We start from the raw sequence: 15,237 nt of genomic DNA, 5'->3' as shown, positions 1-15,237 counted from the left end.
CATACGCTCTTGGTAGGCACTCGGCGATTCTCGTGGACACTTAGACTTAGGCAGCCTGGCGTTCTGCGGTTTCTACCACGTTGACCAGCAGCATAGCGCGGGTCATGGGGCCAACGCCGCCGGGGTTGGGTGAGTACCAGCTGGCCTTAGCTGCGGCCTCGGGCGAGATATCGCCGGTCAGCTTCTTCTTACCGGTCTCGGGGTCCTCGATGCGGGAGACCCCAACGTCCAGCAGGATGGCACCGTCCTTGACCTGGTGTTCTTTCACCGCGTGGGCAACGCCGACGGCAGCGACAATAACGTCAGCGTCAGCCAGGGCGGCGGTGACGTCCTCAGTGCCGGTATGAACCAGGGTAGCGGTGGAGTTGACGTCCTTGCGGGTCAGCAGCAGGCCCAGGGGACGGCCCACGGTGATACCGCGCCCCAGCACCGCGACCTTCTTGCCCTTCCAGGAGATACCGTGACGCTCCACCAGCTCAATGACCCCGTTAGGGGTGCAGGGCAAGGGTGAGTTCAGGGGTTCACCTACGTTGAGGACGAGGCGGCCCAGGTTCATGGGGTGCAGGCCGTCGGCGTCCTTCTCAGGGGCAATCTTCTCAAGAACACGGTTGGTATCAATGTGCTTGGGCAGGGGCAGCTGCACGATGTAGCCGGTGCAGGCAGGGTCGTTATTGAGCTTCTCCAGCTCAGCTTCGAGCTCCTCCTGGCTAATGGTCTCGGGTAGCTCCACCTTAATGGAGGCAATGCCGACCTCTTCGCAGTCGCGGTGCTTACCGCCCACATAAGAGCGGGAAGCCGGATCATCGCCCACCAGCACGGTCGCCAGGCCGGGGGTTACCCCCTTCTCTTTGAGGGTAGCTACGCGCTCAGCCAGCTCTTTCTTGATCTGGGCGGCGGTAGCGGTGCCGTCAAGAATCTGGGGCATGCCTACCACTCCTCGATACCGGAGTAGAGGGGGAATTTCTCGCACAGGGCGGTGACGCGTGCCCGCTGGGCGGCGACATCAACGCCGGGCTTGAGGGTTTCGGCGATGATATCGGCGACCTCGGTGAAGGCCTCAGCATCAAAGCCGCGGGTAGCCAGGGCAGGGGTGCCGATGCGCAGACCCGAGGTGACCATGGGCGGACGGGGATCGTTAGGCACTGCGTTACGGTTGACGGTGATGCCGGCTTCGTGCAGCAGATCTTCGGCCTCACGCCCGTTGATTTCTGAGTCACGCAGGTCAACCAGGACCAGATGAACATCGGTGCCACCGGAAATCACCTTGACGCCAGCTTCTGCCATATCAGCCTGGTTGAGGCGGTCAGCCAGAATCTGGGCGCCTTCGAGAGTACGCTTCTGGCGGTCCTTAAACAGGTCGGAGCCAGCGATCTTAAAGGCGGTTGCCTTACCTGCGATAGCGTGCATGAGGGGGCCGCCCTGCTGGCCGGGGAATACCGCCGAATCGATCTTCTTCTTCAGGTCTTCAACGCACATAATAAAGCCGGAGCGAGGACCGGCCAGGGTCTTGTGGACCGTAGATGACACAACGTGGGCGTGGGGGACGGGGTTGGGGTGCAGACCCGCTGCTACCAGACCAGCAAAGTGGGCCATATCAACCCAGAGGTAGGCCCCAATCTCGTCGGCAATCTCGCGGAAGGCAGCGAAGTCCAGCTGACGGGTGTAGGCAGACCAGCCGGCGATAATAACCTTGGGCTTTTCAGCCAGGGCCAGCTCACGGACCTCGTCCATGTTCACGCGGCCGGTTTCTTCATCCACCCCGTAGGCGACGACTTCGTAGAGCTTACCGGAGACGTTGAGCTTCATGCCGTGAGTCAGGTGGCCACCGTGAGCCAGAGACAGGCCCATAATCTTGTCGCCGGGGGTCAGCAGGGCATGCATGACAGCGTTGTTAGCCTGGGCACCGGAGTGGGGCTGGACGTTGGCGTGGTCAGCACCGAAAAGAGCCTTAGCGCGGTCGATTGCCAGCTGCTCCACCACGTCAACAAATTCGCAGCCGCCGTAGTAACGGCGGCCGGGGTAGCCTTCGGCATACTTGTTGGTCAAAACAGAACCCTGAGCCTCAAGAACTGCACGGGGGGCGAAATTCTCGGATGCGATCATTTCGAGGGTGTTCTGCTGGCGTTCCTGCTCGTGCTGGATAGCTTCGGCGACCTCGGGGTCTACCTCAGCCAGGGGCAGGTTGGTGACGTTGGGTGAAAGGTTGGTCATGCCACTTCCTTGAGTATGGTGAATCAGTTTCTTCTGTTGTCTGTACGAAGGATACAGAAGATCACGTGATGCTTTCCGAGTAGCGCGTGTGAGCGCACTCTGTTTTTAAGTGTATGTGACCTAGCTAGCTGGTGCCCGTTGCCCCGGCAGATTTGAGACAATTTTCAGGTTTTCTGCCCCTCCCCCTTCAGCGGGGGCGGACGCCGGTGAGCTGCCCACCGACGTCCGCCCAGAGAAAGAGGTGGTTAGGCCTGCCTCAAAATAATGCGGGCGAATTCGAAGTAGCTGTCGGCGTCAAAGTCTTGTATGGTGCTGGCCTGCACCGCAAACCCGGTCAGTACAGAGAGAACAGCAGAGCCAAGCACCTGTAACCAAGATTCAAGCTCCGCGGGGGAAAAATCTAGTTCGGTCTCGGCCCAGGCCCGGTAACTGGCCACTACACGCGAGCGTAAGAGACCCAGCTGTTCGTTGACTACTTCAGCAACCTCCGGCACCGTCACGGCTTCACCCCGATAAACCCCGCCAGAGCGCGCCTTTCTTGCTACACTAAAGGGCGAAACTAGCGGCACTGCCCAGCAGCAGTTACCCGCATCTGCGAGTACCTCACCAGCCGCACCTGCTGAGGCGCCCCTGCTCGCCCACTCCACTGCATAGCACTAGGGAAGAGGCACCTACCCCATGGTGAACACCGCCAAATCGCGCCGTCAAGAGCGCATTGAAAAGCAAAAGAAGAACAGCCGCAAGTGGATTGCAACCGGCGCCGCAGCCGTCATTCTGCTCTGCGGTGGCGCTATCGCCTACACCAACATCACCAGCGACGGTAAGCAGTCCACCAACGGCCAAACCGTACCCGCTGTCTGCTCCACCACCCAGGCCGTCACCGTTGCCACCACCGAGCCCATGGCAGCAGCCCTCAAGGCTATGCCCGTAGATGAAGACACCTGCATCACTCTCGACATCACCACCGAGAAAACCGCCAGCGATGTACTGTCCGAATCAACCAGCGGTTCAGCAACCACCAACCTTTGGATTCCCGATTCCACCGCACGTGCTGAGCTGGCCATGAGCGAGGCCAATGCCGGTTTGACGCCTCTTGCTGAGTCCTTGGCGCAAACCCCCGGCGTCATCGTTTCAGAAAACAACACCAGCTACAGCACCTGGCTCGAAGCCCTCAACGCTAAAGACACCGTCAGCATGGGCGACCCCAAGGAAGACCCTGGCGCTTTTGCAGCCCTGCTGGGCGGTATTTCTGAAGCATCAGCGGGCACCGTCAGCGTCGAAGATCTGACCGGTGGCACTGCTCTGCGTGCCCAGAGCATCGGTGTTACCGAAGCTGCCCAGAGTGCCACCGAGTTGCTGACCGATGTTGATGAAGGCACCAAGGACGCCGCAATCGTCACTGAAGCTGACTATGCAGCTTACGCTTCGACGCACGCTGATTCCGGGCTGACCGCCACCATACCTGGCAATGCTTCTTTCGCTCTGAACTACCCGCTCTACCAGGCATCAACCAGCAATAACACAACCATTGATGAGGCTGCCCAGCAGATTATCGATTTTATGGCCAGCGACGAGGGCAAACAGGCTCTTGCTGGTGCGGGCTTGCGTGCTGCGGATGGCCAGGAACTAGAGGGCGAATACAGCGTCGGAAGCTTTGCGGCGCTAGCTCCCAGCAACCAGGATGTACTCACCCAGGTGTGGACTTCTTACGCGCTCCAGTCTGCACCGCTGAACGCCCTGGTGGTGCTCGATGCATCAGGTTCCATGCTGCTGCCGGTAGCGGGCACCGATAAGTCCCGTATGGACATTACCGTTGAGTCTGTTCTGGCAGGTTCCCAGCTCTTCCCTGCCCGCGACTCTATGGGTCTGTGGAAGTTCTCCCGCGACCTTACTCTGCCCGACGGCACGGTTTCTGATTACCAGGAGCTGTTACCCGTTCGCGGTTTTGAAGAGACTGTAGACGGTAAGACCCAGCGCGAGCTGCTACAGGAAGCTGGCTCAGGTATCGCAGCAACTATCGACCCCAACGGCTTTACCGCTCTCTACGACACCACCCTGGCGGCCTTCCGTTCCGCTAAGGAAAACTACACCTACGGTTCGGTGAACGCAGTGATTGTTCTGACCGACGGTGAGAACCACGACGATAACTCCATCAGCCAGGAAGAACTGATTTCTACAATCCAGGCTGAGCAAGACCCGGCTAACCCGGTCTTCATCATCATGATTGGTGTTTCTGAAGACGCCGATATGAATGCTCTGACCACCATCGCCCAGAGCGTCGGCGGCGAGGCCCACATGGCGTCCTCCCCCACCGACATTCAGCGTATCTTCGCAGAAGCCCTCACCGGTATCTCGGACGCAGCTGCGCAGCAGTAGGCTATCTTCCCTGATTACAGTAAAAAGTCCGCCCCTCCAGACGTGGAGGGGCGGACTTTTTACTGTGGCTGACTGGTTCTATCAGCGGCGAAGGTATATTCACTCCGCCGTGTTGATGAGCCTAGTGGAAGAAGTGACGGCTTCCGGTGAAGTACATGGTCACTCCGGCTTCCTTGGCGGCAGCGATGACTTCTTCATCGCGGATGGAGCCGCCAGGCTGTACAACCGCGCGGACGCCGGCGTCCAGGAGTACTTGGAGGCCATCGGCGAAAGGGAAGAAGGCGTCTGAGGCTGCGACGGAGCCACGGGCGCGTTCTGCGCCTTCTGCCAGGGTGTTGGCGCGTTCGACGGAGAGGCGGCAGGAGTCAACGCGGTTGACCTGGCCCATGCCGATGCCGACGGCGGCACCGTCGTTGGCGAGCAGGATGGCGTTGGACTTGGCGGCGCGCAGGGCCTTCCAGGCGAATTCGAGGTCAGCGAGGGTGGCTGCGTCGGCGGCCTCACCGGCAACCAGCTGCCAGTTCTCCACACGGTCACCGTCGGCATGCAGGCGGTCAGTATCCTGGAAGAGGGCACCGCCAGATACCTGGCGGTATTCGATAGCATCGCGGGCAAAACCTTCGGGCAACTGAAGAATACGCAGGTTCTTCTTGGTCTGCAGAATCTCCAGGGCTTCGGGGGCATAGGAGGGGGCGATGATGACCTCGGTGAAGATACCCTTGACGGTTTCTGCCATGGCTGCGGTAACTTCGCGGTTGGCTGCGATGACACCGCCGTAGGCGGAGAGGGGATCGCAAGCGTGGGCCTTGGCGTGGGCATCTGCAATGGGATCGGCTGCATCTGCGGCGCCGACGGCGATGCCGCAGGGGTTATTGTGTTTGATGATGGCAACGGCAGGTTCGTCGAAGTCGTAGGCGGCGCGTAGGGCAGCGTCGCCGTCAACGTAATTGTTGTAGCTCATAGCCTTGCCGCCGAGCAGTTCTGCCTGGGCGATACCGGGGGTTGCGGCGGGATCAACGTAGAGGGCACCGGCCTGGTGGGGGTTTTCACCGTAGCGCAGGGACTCAGAGCGTTCGAAGGCGAGACCTGCGAAGGGGGGCCAGTAGTTGGCATCCTCGTCCTGCTCGAGCTGGGCAGCGGTCCAGGTGGCGACGGCGGTGTCGTAGGCGGCGGTGTGGGCAAAAGCGGCGGACGCCAGGCGGCGGCGCTCTGCCAGGTTGAAGCCACCTGCCTTGGCAGCTTCAACGACCTGGCCGTACTTGGCGGGATCAACGACGATAGCTACAGCGTCGTGGTTTTTAGCTGCCGCGCGAACCATAGAGGGGCCGCCAATGTCGATTTTTTCGATGATGGCGTCCTGGTCAGCACCGGAGGCTACGGTCTCAACGAAGGGGTAGAGGTTGACGACGACCAGGTCGAAGGCCTCGATATCCATGTCTTTAAGGGTGTCGATGTGGTCCTGCTTGCGGCGGTCTGCCAGGATGCCGGCGTGGACGCGGGGGTGCAGGGTTTTGACGCGGCCTTCGAGGCATTCGGGGAAGCCGGTGATGTCGGAGACTTCGGTGACGGGCACGCCGGCTGCGGCGATGGTGGAGGCGGTTGAACCGGTGGAGACGATAGCGACGCCGGCTTCGTGCAGGCCCTTTGCTAGGTCTTCGAGGCCGGTCTTGTCGTAGACAGAGATGAGGGCACGCTTGAGCGGTACGCGGTCGAGCTCAATGAGACTCACAGATTAACTCCGTTTCTTTTGCTGCCGGGTTGGGCCGGGTCAGCAGGTGGTTACGTGGGTGTGAGTCGTTTTGGTAAGGAGCCCCGACCCTAGGCCCAGCCCCGTGGTGCGGGGCTAAACTTGTGGGTTAGGCTGGTTCGCCGTTGAGGTCTTGAGCTAGGCGGGCGATGGTTTCTACCAGGAGCACTCGCTCTTTGACCTTGATACGCTCGTGCAGGGTTTCTTCGGTGTCGTCATCGAGGACGTCGACGGCGGCTTGGGCCAGGATGGGGCCGGTGTCGACGCCGGAGTCGACCAGGTGCACGGTGAGCCCGGTGACTTTGACCCCGTGGGCAAGGGCGTCGCGCACGCCGTGGGCTCCTGGGAAGGACGGCAGCAGGGCGGGGTGGGTGTTGATGATGCGGTTTTTGAAGCGGTCAACGAGCTGGGCGTCGACGATGCGCATGAAGCCGGCGAAGATGATGTAGTCGGCGCCGTAGCTGGCAATTTTTTCTTCCAGGGCGCGGTTCCAGGCTTCGCGGGTGTCGTAGCTGGAAGGTTCTACGAGGAAGGTCTCGATTCCGGCTGCTTCTGCTCGTTCGATTCCCAGGCAGGGCTTGTCGGCACCCACGGCCAGGACCGTGGCGTTCAGGTCGCCGGCTGCTACGGAGTCAAGGATGGACTGTAAATTTGTGCCCGATCCGGACACCATCACCACAATGCGCATACAGAAAAGTTTATCGCATGCGAGCGCCAACACACTGCCGCGTTTTCATGCTGAGACGCCAGCAGTTTGTGCTGTGTGAGGCGGGTGGCAGAGCGCGGTAAGGTGGTAGGTATGTCTGACACCGTGCGTCCTTCTGCCCAGCTGCCCTCTGACCGTGTGCTTGAGAATATCAAGGTGTGGTCCCGCCTGTCGTTTTTGGCGATGGTTGCTACGGTGGCTAGCACCTCCTACCCGGGCTGGTTTGCCGCGGTAACAGCGGCTCTGGCAGTGCTGACCTGCACTCTTGCCACGGTGACCCTGGTGAAAATGGTGGGAGCTAAGTTCCCCGCCTTTTCGGTGGTGCTCATGGTCATGGTGATGCTCTGGTCGCTCTTTTTGGGCTTCGCCGCGCTGGTTCAGCTGATTTTTGTGGACGCCACCATCGCCTACGCGGAGTGCCTGCAGCAGGCTGTGACCCTGAGCCGCCAGCAGCAGTGCACCTCGCAAATGAGCGACGGCCTGCTGCAGCAGCTTATGGGGCAGTAGGCTGTGAGTAGTTACCTTATACAAAGGTGGCCCAGACTCGCGCTCGCTGCCGACCCTCTCGCCCGGTTCGCTAGCGCTCACAAGGCGATTCACGCCAGCCCCGAGCCAGCAGCGTCGCTGCGAGTCTGGGCCACCTCTTACTGAGTCTCAGGTTCCTTACCCGTGCCGTCTGCCAGCTCTTCAAGGCGTTTTTGGCGGCGGGCACGCAGGGACTTAGGACGCTTGACCACGGCCCGGAAGGGCACAGCAAGTTCTGCGGGGACAGCATCAGCTGATTCGGGCTCTGCAAGAGCAGACTCTTCGGCTTCAGTAGCGGTTACAGTTTCAGGTTCTTCTGCCCTAGGTGCGATATCTTCAGCTTCATTCTCAGGCGCTACTTCGTCAGTTTCAGTAGCAGCTTCATCGCTATCGGCGGGCTCATCGCTATCGGCGGGCTCATCGCTCTGGGCAGGCTGGATCTGCTCGCGGTCGGCCAGAATACGGGCTAGCGCCAGCGTAGCGGCGCCCTTCTCGCTGGAGGCCGCAACCGACCCACCCTCAGCGGGAGTCTTTTCCCCGGCGTCCTGAGAATCCGCCTCTTCCTGCTCTTGGCTGGCCTGCTCGGTATCGGGCCCGGCAGCGTCCGGCTGGTCAGCCCCTGCCTTTTCTGCCTTGCGCTGGGCGCGGGCCGCTGCCTTCTGGGCTTTGGCCTCGGCGCGGGCGGCACGCTTCTGTTCGCGGGTGGGCTTAGCCTGGGCAAAGCGCTCCAGTTCACCGGAGGTGTCGCGCACCAGAAGGTGGGCCAGGCCCAGCCCCAGCATGGTGCCAACAGCCAGCAGCACGGCAGAGAAAGCCCCAAAGATGAGGGGGTGCGGGCCGATAGCAGTGAAGCGACCCAGCCCCAACGACCCGTTAGCAGCCCAGCCCAGCAGGGTGGTCAGCAGGAAGGTCGGCAGCAGAGTCAGGAGAGCAAGCCCCAGAGTCGAGAGGGGCCAGGACAGCCAGCGGAAGCGAATCTTGAGGGAAAGCCACTCGTCAAAGTGGTTTTCCCCTTCGCGGAAGAACCACCAGCCACCCAGGGCACCGGCGACCAGGGGAACAGCTAGGGCCAGGTATCCCCAGGGTTCGGACGCGTGCGGCAGCGCCCCCAGCACCGGCAGGGAGGGCATGACCCCCACGTTGGTGCCGGTCAGATCAACGGAGGTTCCGGTGCCCAGGGCAAAGCCTGCGCCGGAGCTCCACGCCATGGAGTAGACCACCAGGTTCACGAGCAGACCCAGCTGCAGCAGGGTTAGGGCTAGGCCGCCGACGGCACCAGCGTGCAGGGTCTGATAAAGGGAGACGACGTCGTCCCAGTGCCAGAAAAGGGTGACGGCAAGTAGTAGGGCACCACCGGCGACAAAGGCCAGCACGCTCACCAGGGATGCCCTCAGCAGGGCCCAGACATAGGAGCCTGCCCAGCGGGAATACTGGCTGAACTTCTTGACCCAGTCGGCCGCGTTCACACCGATCATGGCGGCCAGTGAGCGCGATTCGGCATACCCACCCAGGAGGATACCCAGGGCCGCTACCCAGAGGGGTACCAGGGCCGCGAGAGCGGGTGAGGTGGAGAAGAAGTCGTTAGTGGACAGCAGGCTCACCCCGGCGCCCACTACGGCGTAGGCGAGAAGACCACCGGCCAGGGGCTGCCAGAACTGGCCCTCGTAGCTGGCGCGGGCCAGGCGGCGGCCGGAGCGGTAGCAGAGGGCTAGGGGGATCAGAGTGAGGCCCAGGGGTACCAGGCTCATGGTTCCGGTCACCGCTGAGAAGACCCCCTGCTCGGGGATATTCATGTTCAGGGGCACGCCGTGAACCAGTAGCCACAGGTGCCCGGCCACAGAGACAGCACCGGCTAGGGTACCGCTGCTGTTGAAGCCGTTGGTGTACCAGACCGCCACCAGGAGCAGGACGACAGTGAGGTAGGAGGCCAGCGCCACGAGGGCAAGTTCAACTGAGCCCTGCAGCCACAGGGGCATAGGGAGGGAACGTTTGGGGTGAGCGGTGGTATTCATCGTCTTTCATCATGTCATGTTTCTCTGTTGTGTGCCTGATGGCGCCGGTAAACAGGGTAAGAGTGCGGTGAAGATAACCGGCCCAGCTCGCCCCGGCGGTAGAGTGGGAGCCATGAGCAGTGAAACTTCATATGTGATGATTACCGGCGCCTCAGCAGGTATCGGCGCCGAGTTCGCCCACCAGTATGCAGCAGCCGGGTACAACCTGATACTCACCGCCCGGCGGTCCGATGCTCTAGAAGACTTAGCAGGCCAGCTGCGCGACAGGTTCGCGGTGGACATTGAGGTAATCCCTGCCGACTTGCTGGTGGAGCAGGACGTCACCCGCCTAGTTGAGCGCCTACAGCAGGTTGAGTGCCCCGTTGAGATACTGGTCAACAATGCGGGTTTCGGGCTCGGCAAGAGCTTTGATGCAGCACCTGTAGAACGCCACCTTGACCAGGTCGACGTGCTGGCCAGGGTTCCGCTCCAGCTCATGCACACGGCGATTGTTGCCATGCTGCCGCGCGGCCGGGGCCGCATTATTAACGTTGCCTCAGTGGCAGCCTTTACCCCCGGCGGCACCTACTCGGCAGTTAAACGTTTCCTCGTGGTGGCCTCAGAATCGGCCCATCTACAGTATTCGCATCGGGGTATCCATGTGACGGCCCTATGCCCGGGCCTAACCCGCTCGGAGTTCCACGACGCCATGGGCCAGGGCGAGCCCAGCCTACCGAACTTTTTGTGGCTGAGCCCCCAACGGGTTGTTGCCGAAGGTATCGCTGCGGTGACGGCAGGGAAGCCGATCTGTGTGCCGTCCTTACCCTACAAGCTGGCGGTTACAGCCTCACGGGCACTACCCCGCCGGCTGGTGGCAGCTGCGATAGCGCGGACGCGAGACTACTAGATAAGGTTCCGCAGGCTCACAGCGAAGCTGCTGGCTCGGCGGCTGGCGTGAATCGCTCGTGAGCGTCAGCGAACCAGCGAGAGGGTCGGCAGCGAGCGTGAGCCTGTGGAACCTATGTTACGGGCTCTAGTCTTCCCAGGGATCCACCGCCGGGACGCCCCAGGACTTATAAATCTCGGCCTTGCTCGAAATAATCTCAAGCTGGTGGACGGTCGCGGTGGCAGCCATCAGGCCCTCAAGGGCTGCTGTGGCGAGGGGGGCGGGGCGCTGCCCACCCACCAGGTGGAGGTGCTTCTCGGCGTGGCGTCCGGCCCACTCCAGTGATACCTTCGCGTCGACTTCTAGTACGTGAGAGTCGAAGCGGTCCATGAGCTCAGCGAGCCAGCGTTCGGTTTCTGGGTAGGGGTAAAGCCCCTTGAGTTCACCGAGGCTGAGCACCGAGATGTACATGGTGCGGTAGGAGCGGCGGCGCAGGCAGTTCACTACCTGCGGGTGCGGGTTGGCCTTGCGGATCTCGGCAAGGACATCGGAATCGAGAAGCAGACCTACCTGGCTCATGCAGCTTTCAGAACACCGTACTCAGTTGCAGGGATACCGCTGGGGTTGGGGGCCAGCAGGAAGTTGAGGAATTCGCTGCGCTCGTTGGAGATGCGGGTGTAGTCCTGGATGCTCATTGCGGTGTAGCCGCCGCGGGCGGGTACAGAGGCAGCAGAGATGTTCTTCTGAACGGTGATGTGAGGACGGTGGGCGTGAGGTCGAGCGTTTGACATGCCGTCGTTGCGCGTAAAGTGCGCATTCCTTTCGAAACTTGCTCTTGCCTGCACCAAACAGCGCCGAAATGCGCGATGCAGACCGCTTCGTCATCCGAGCCACCCGTGAACATGGGGTTGGCGTTCAACCAAAGTCGGAGCTTGACAGTTGAATCTCTTGAAGCTGGTAAAAGCATAACTCGCTGTTGGCGCTTCTGTAAACACCGGTCTCAGAAATTTTTCTTACTGTGACGAACCTGCCCGTGGGCGCTGTGGGTAAGGCGGTGCGATACGCTAGAAGACTAGGTATTTGCTCTGTTGTGAAGGTGTGCCTGTGTCTACTTCTTTCCCTGAAATCCCGGTGACAGCCCCCGCCATTATTCGGCAGGTGGGCTCTGGTGCCTACACGCGGGGGCAGCGGTATATGCGGGAGGGTAATGTCATTCGTTACACCTATGACGAGCAGGCGCGGGTGCTGGAGGGGCAGGTGGCTGGCTCTGGTTCTGCTCCCTACACCGCGCGGGTGGCTTTCCCTGCGGAGGTCACCGCGGGCTCCTATGCTTTTTCGGCGACCTGTTCCTGCCCGGTGGCCCATAACTGCAAGCATGCGGTGGCGCTGATGCTGACCGCAATCGACCGTACGGCCAAGGCTAAGCGGGCTATGACGGCGTCCTCAAGTACCTGGAAGACCACAGCGAGCGCCGACGAGAAGGTGCAGGAGATCCTGGAGATGGCCGATACGGTGGGCCTGCAGCGGGCTGCAGATCTGCTGAGGGAACACCGGGGCGAGCAGGCGAGTGCCGGTACCGAGGAGCAGGCGGACGCCGGTGCTCGGGCTGGGCAGTCCCTACCGGCTTGGCGGCGGTCCCTGGCCCATTCTCTTGCTGCCCGCCCCAGCTACGATAGCCGCAATCACCGGGTGGCCGGTGCCCTTGATTTGCGCCTGGTGGTGCCCGGTAAGTACGGGTGGACCAAGAACATCGGGGCGCCCCGCGTATCGCTTGAAGCCCGGCCCCTGATGATGGGTGCCCGCGGCAAGTGGATTAAGGGCGGTTTGAGCTGGGAGAAGTTTTCGGGTTCTGCCGCCGGGTCGGCGGGAACCGGCCTGCTCCCCGAGCACGCGGCCTGGTTCAATGAGTTTTACGCGGTGATTCGGGGCTCCCAGTCCATCTATTCCTCCCACCGCGACTGGGCTTCTATCTCGAATGTGGATTCTTCCCTGCTCTGGCAGATGCTGGAATCTGCTAGCGAGGTGGGCCTGTCTATCCTCTTAGACGGCAAAGAAACCGGCCTGACTATCGCGAGCGCTCCCCAGGTTGAACTGGCCCTTGAACCGGTACCCGAGCGGGGGTCGTCCGCCGATGCCCTGCGCCTGACTCCCCTGCTCCGTTGGGGGGCCTACATCCTGCCCGCTAGTTTTACCCACAAGCTGGGCAATAACCGGCAGGGCTTTATCGCCCTGGGCGGGGCGGCCCAGGAGACCTATGTGAAGGCTGCGGCCGCTGCCCGCTGGGAGTCCACCCTGCCCTCGGCTCTGGCCCAGGCTGAGGACGTAGCGCCCACGGACCGCCCCTCCTGGCTCACCGCCGACTCCGAGCTGGTGCTCATTCCCCTAGCTGAGCCGCTGGATGCGGTTGCCGAATCCCTGATATCCGGTGAGCCGGTCACCGTTCCGGCTACCGATGTCCCCGCCTTCTTCGCCGACTACTACCCTGCCCTCACCCGGGCACTGCCCATCTCAACGAGCAGCGAAGATCTTGAGCTGCCTGCCGTCCGTATGCCCACCCTGGTGCTGAGCATTGCCTTTGACGAGCCGGGCCCGCCCTTCACCGCCCACACCGCCTGGCATTGGGAGTACCCGGTCAATCCCACCGGCGACGACAGCGACTTTCTCAGGCTCGATGCCCTGGGCTACCCCGGCGAAGACCGGGCCGATGTGCGCGATACCGCCCACGAGTACCGGGTGCTCAAAGAGGTCAAAAAGATTCGCCCCGGCGTGCCCTTCACCCGCCACTACACCGAGAACTGGGGCACCCGCACCCTGCTCGAAACCTATGTGCCCGACTACGAGCAGATTGAGGGTGTGCGGGTCGATATCAAGGGCCCAAAACCTGAGTTCCGTGAGCTTGACGAAGCCCCCGAAATCATCGTCACTGTGGACGACACCCGCCGCCGCGACTGGTTCGGGCTGGGTGTCGCTATCAAGGTCGGGGACTGGCATGTGGCCTTCTCAGAGGTCGTTGCTGCCCTGGCCAAGGGCCAAACCCACCTGCTCCTGGGCAATGGCCAATACTTTGCCCTTGACCGGCCCGAATTCATGAAATTACAAGAGCTGTTGCGCGAAGCCGCCCAGCTCACCGATAAAACCGGGCCGCTCGAAATCAACCGCCACCAGGTAGGCCTGTGGGAGGAACTCGAAGAGCTCGCCGCCGAAACCCAGACCGTAGCCGCCTGGGACGAGCAGGTTTCAGCCCTACTCAACCTCGATGACCACTCCCCCGCCGAGGTGCCCACCGGCCTACAGGCCACCCTGCGCCCCTACCAGGTGGAGGGCTACCAGTGGCTAGCCTTCCTCTGGGAGCACGGCTTAGGCGGCGTGCTGGCCGACGACATGGGCCTGGGCAAGACCCTGCAAACCATCGCCCTCTTCCTGCACGCCCAGGAGAAGAGGCAGGACGCCGCCGGGCAGCTGGGTGGGGCGGAAGCCGGGGCGGACGCGTCCGCCCCCTTCCTGGTGGTCGCCCCCACCTCGGTGGTGCCCAACTGGGTGCGGGAAATCAAACGATTTGCCCCCTCCTTACGGGTGGTCGGCGTTGAAGAGTCGGTACGGAAATCTAAGCGGCGCCTGGCCGATACCGTCGCCTCGGCCGACGTGGTGGTAACCAGCTACGCCCTCTTCCGCATCGACGAAGAACACTACTTTGACCTGGGCAGCCAGCAGCCCTTCGAGGGGCTGGTGCTCGATGAAGCCCAGTTCGTCAAAAACGCTAAGACCAAGGCCCACCAGGCCGCCCGCGACCTGCCCGCCCGCGTCAAGATTGCGGTGACCGGCACCCCCATGGAGAACAACCTCATGGAACTGTGGTCCATGTTCTCCATCGCCGCCCCCGGCCTCTTCCCCTCCGCCCGCGCTTTCAAGGACGTCTACGCCACCCCCATCGAATCCGGTGAAGAAACCAAGGCCCTGGGCAGACTGCGCCGCCGCATCCGTCCGCTCATGAAGCGCCGCACCAAAGAACTGGTGGCCGCCGACCTACCCGAGAAGACCGATATGCGTATCGATGTGCCCCTGGCCCCGGCCCACCGCCGGGCCTACGACACCCACCTGCAGCGCGAGCGCCAGAAGATCCTGGGCCTACTGGAAGACATCGACAAGAACCGCTTCACCATCTTCCAGTCCCTCACAACCCTGCGCCGCCTGGCGCTGGATGCCACCCTGATTGACGCCGAGCGTTACGCCGGGGTGGAGTCGTCCAAGCTGGACTACCTGGAGCAGAACCTGCCCGAAATTATCCACGACGGCCACCGGGCCCTGATTTTCAGCCAGTTCACCGGCTACCTCAAAAAGGTCGCGGGCAGGCTCTCTGACATGGGCATCCCCTTCCTCTACCTGGACGGCTCCACCCGCAACCGCGGGGAGCTACTCGAAGAGTTCGAGTCGGGCACCGTCCCCGTCTTCCTGATCTCCCTCAAGGCAGGCGGCTTCGGTCTGAACCTGACCAGCGCCGACTACTGCTTCATCATGGACCCCTGGTGGAACCCGGCTGCCGAACAGCAGGCCGTTGACCGTGTGCACCGCATCGGGCAGACCAAGAACGTCATGGTCTACCGACTGGTCTCAGCGGGCACTATCGAAGAGAAGGTCATGGAACTCAAAGAATCCAAGGCGGCCCTCTTCGACGCGGTGGTCGATGAGGGGGCCTTCTTTGCCTCCCAGCTCACCGCCGCCCAGATACGCGACCTGCTGGCTGCCCCAGAACCGGACGCCGGTCAGGGTGCCGCCTCAGAGAAGACAGGAGATTAAC

12 protein-coding genes and 1 riboswitch are annotated in these 15,237 nt (G+C 62.0%); of the genes, 4 read left to right on the top strand and 8 right to left on the bottom strand.

Features of this window, described 5'->3' with window-relative positions; translation table 11 throughout:
- Positions 1-46 precede the first annotated feature (46 nt).
- From ACFP6B_RS01695 to ACFP6B_RS01685, 3 genes are all read right to left on the bottom strand, one after another.
- Positions 47-925: a bifunctional methylenetetrahydrofolate dehydrogenase/methenyltetrahydrofolate cyclohydrolase gene (locus ACFP6B_RS01695; RefSeq protein ID WP_377125994.1), complete on the bottom strand. Its 879-nt coding sequence runs from the start codon at positions 923-925 to the stop codon at positions 47-49.
- Between the two features lie 2 nt (positions 926-927).
- Entirely contained in the window at positions 928-2,211 is a 1,284-nt protein-coding gene (gene glyA / locus ACFP6B_RS01690; RefSeq protein ID WP_346875372.1) for a serine hydroxymethyltransferase, read from the bottom strand.
- A 245-nt stretch (positions 2,212-2,456) separates the two neighbouring features.
- Positions 2,457-2,711: a hypothetical protein gene (locus tag ACFP6B_RS01685; protein ID WP_377125991.1), complete on the bottom strand. Its 255-nt coding sequence runs from the start codon at positions 2,709-2,711 to the stop codon at positions 2,457-2,459.
- A gap of 178 nt (positions 2,712-2,889) precedes the next feature.
- Here ACFP6B_RS01685 and ACFP6B_RS01680 point away from each other — a divergent pair, with 178 nt between their 5' ends.
- Positions 2,890-4,587 carry a substrate-binding domain-containing protein gene (locus ACFP6B_RS01680; RefSeq protein WP_377125988.1) on the top strand — a complete coding sequence of 566 codons (1,698 nt, stop codon included), beginning with the start codon at positions 2,890-2,892 and terminating at the stop codon, positions 4,585-4,587.
- 121 nt (positions 4,588-4,708) lie between these two features.
- Here the strand turns inward: ACFP6B_RS01680 and purH are convergent, their stop codons facing one another.
- Both purH and purN read right to left on the bottom strand, forming a co-directional pair.
- Entirely contained in the window at positions 4,709-6,316 is a 1,608-nt protein-coding gene (gene purH / locus ACFP6B_RS01675; RefSeq protein WP_377125985.1) for a bifunctional phosphoribosylaminoimidazolecarboxamide formyltransferase/IMP cyclohydrolase, read from the bottom strand.
- Between the two features lie 127 nt (positions 6,317-6,443).
- Complete coding sequence (gene purN / locus ACFP6B_RS01670; protein WP_237198808.1) at positions 6,444-7,022, bottom strand: phosphoribosylglycinamide formyltransferase; 579 nt, start codon at positions 7,020-7,022, stop codon at positions 6,444-6,446.
- 111 nt (positions 7,023-7,133) lie between these two features.
- On the opposite strand from purN, the gene ACFP6B_RS01665 reads away from it, so the two are divergent.
- Positions 7,134-7,547, top strand: a complete 414-nt coding sequence (locus ACFP6B_RS01665) for a hypothetical protein (protein WP_377125982.1) — start codon at positions 7,134-7,136, stop codon at positions 7,545-7,547.
- Positions 7,548-7,684: 137 nt separating this feature from the next.
- Here the strand turns inward: ACFP6B_RS01665 and ACFP6B_RS01660 are convergent, their stop codons facing one another.
- Positions 7,685-9,577, bottom strand: coding sequence for a cell division protein PerM (locus ACFP6B_RS01660; RefSeq protein WP_377125979.1), 1,893 nt, complete (start codon positions 9,575-9,577; stop codon positions 7,685-7,687).
- A 112-nt stretch (positions 9,578-9,689) separates the two neighbouring features.
- Here ACFP6B_RS01660 and ACFP6B_RS01655 point away from each other — a divergent pair, with 112 nt between their 5' ends.
- Positions 9,690-10,463: an SDR family NAD(P)-dependent oxidoreductase gene (locus ACFP6B_RS01655; protein WP_377125976.1), complete on the top strand. Its 774-nt coding sequence runs from the start codon at positions 9,690-9,692 to the stop codon at positions 10,461-10,463.
- Positions 10,464-10,589: 126 nt separating this feature from the next.
- Here ACFP6B_RS01655 and ACFP6B_RS01650 read toward each other — a convergent pair whose 3' ends face one another.
- Both ACFP6B_RS01650 and ACFP6B_RS01645 read right to left on the bottom strand, forming a co-directional pair.
- Positions 10,590-11,021: a PIN domain-containing protein gene (locus tag ACFP6B_RS01650; RefSeq protein WP_237197002.1), complete on the bottom strand. Its 432-nt coding sequence runs from the start codon at positions 11,019-11,021 to the stop codon at positions 10,590-10,592.
- On the bottom strand, positions 11,018-11,233 hold the full coding sequence (locus tag ACFP6B_RS01645) for a nuclease PIN (RefSeq protein WP_083091505.1): 216 nt from the start codon (positions 11,231-11,233) through the stop codon (positions 11,018-11,020). Before ACFP6B_RS01645 ends, ACFP6B_RS01650 begins: the two co-directional genes overlap by 4 nt.
- 35 nt (positions 11,234-11,268) lie before the next feature.
- Positions 11,269-11,396: riboswitch (SAM riboswitch) on the bottom strand.
- 150 nt (positions 11,397-11,546) lie between these two features.
- Here ACFP6B_RS01645 and ACFP6B_RS01640 point away from each other — a divergent pair.
- Positions 11,547-15,236, top strand: coding sequence for a DEAD/DEAH box helicase (locus tag ACFP6B_RS01640; RefSeq protein WP_377125966.1), 3,690 nt, complete (start codon positions 11,547-11,549; stop codon positions 15,234-15,236).
- Position 15,237: the final 1 nt, after the last annotated feature.

Origin of the sequence: Rothia nasimurium, from assembly GCF_042660305.1 — a bacterium.
GTDB classification, from domain to species: Bacteria; Actinomycetota; Actinomycetes; order Actinomycetales; family Micrococcaceae; genus Rothia; species Rothia nasimurium.
This window is presented reverse-complemented; position numbering and strand designations above follow the sequence as displayed.

Coding starts and splice junctions, on each gene's coding strand:
- ACFP6B_RS01695 (WP_377125994.1), bottom strand. CDS start 925: ATGCCCCAGATTCTTGACGGCACCGCTACCGCCGCCCAGATCAAGAAA.
- glyA (WP_346875372.1), bottom strand. CDS start 2,211: ATGACCAACCTTTCACCCAACGTCACCAACCTGCCCCTGGCTGAGGTA.
- ACFP6B_RS01680 (WP_377125988.1), top strand. CDS start 2,890: ATGGTGAACACCGCCAAATCGCGCCGTCAAGAGCGCATTGAAAAGCAA.
- purN (WP_237198808.1), bottom strand. CDS start 7,022: ATGCGCATTGTGGTGATGGTGTCCGGATCGGGCACAAATTTACAGTCC.
- ACFP6B_RS01665 (WP_377125982.1), top strand. CDS start 7,134: ATGTCTGACACCGTGCGTCCTTCTGCCCAGCTGCCCTCTGACCGTGTG.
- ACFP6B_RS01660 (WP_377125979.1), bottom strand. CDS start 9,577: ATGAATACCACCGCTCACCCCAAACGTTCCCTCCCTATGCCCCTGTGG.
- ACFP6B_RS01655 (WP_377125976.1), top strand. CDS start 9,690: ATGAGCAGTGAAACTTCATATGTGATGATTACCGGCGCCTCAGCAGGT.
- ACFP6B_RS01650 (WP_237197002.1), bottom strand. CDS start 11,021: ATGAGCCAGGTAGGTCTGCTTCTCGATTCCGATGTCCTTGCCGAGATC.
- ACFP6B_RS01645 (WP_083091505.1), bottom strand. CDS start 11,233: ATGTCAAACGCTCGACCTCACGCCCACCGTCCTCACATCACCGTTCAG.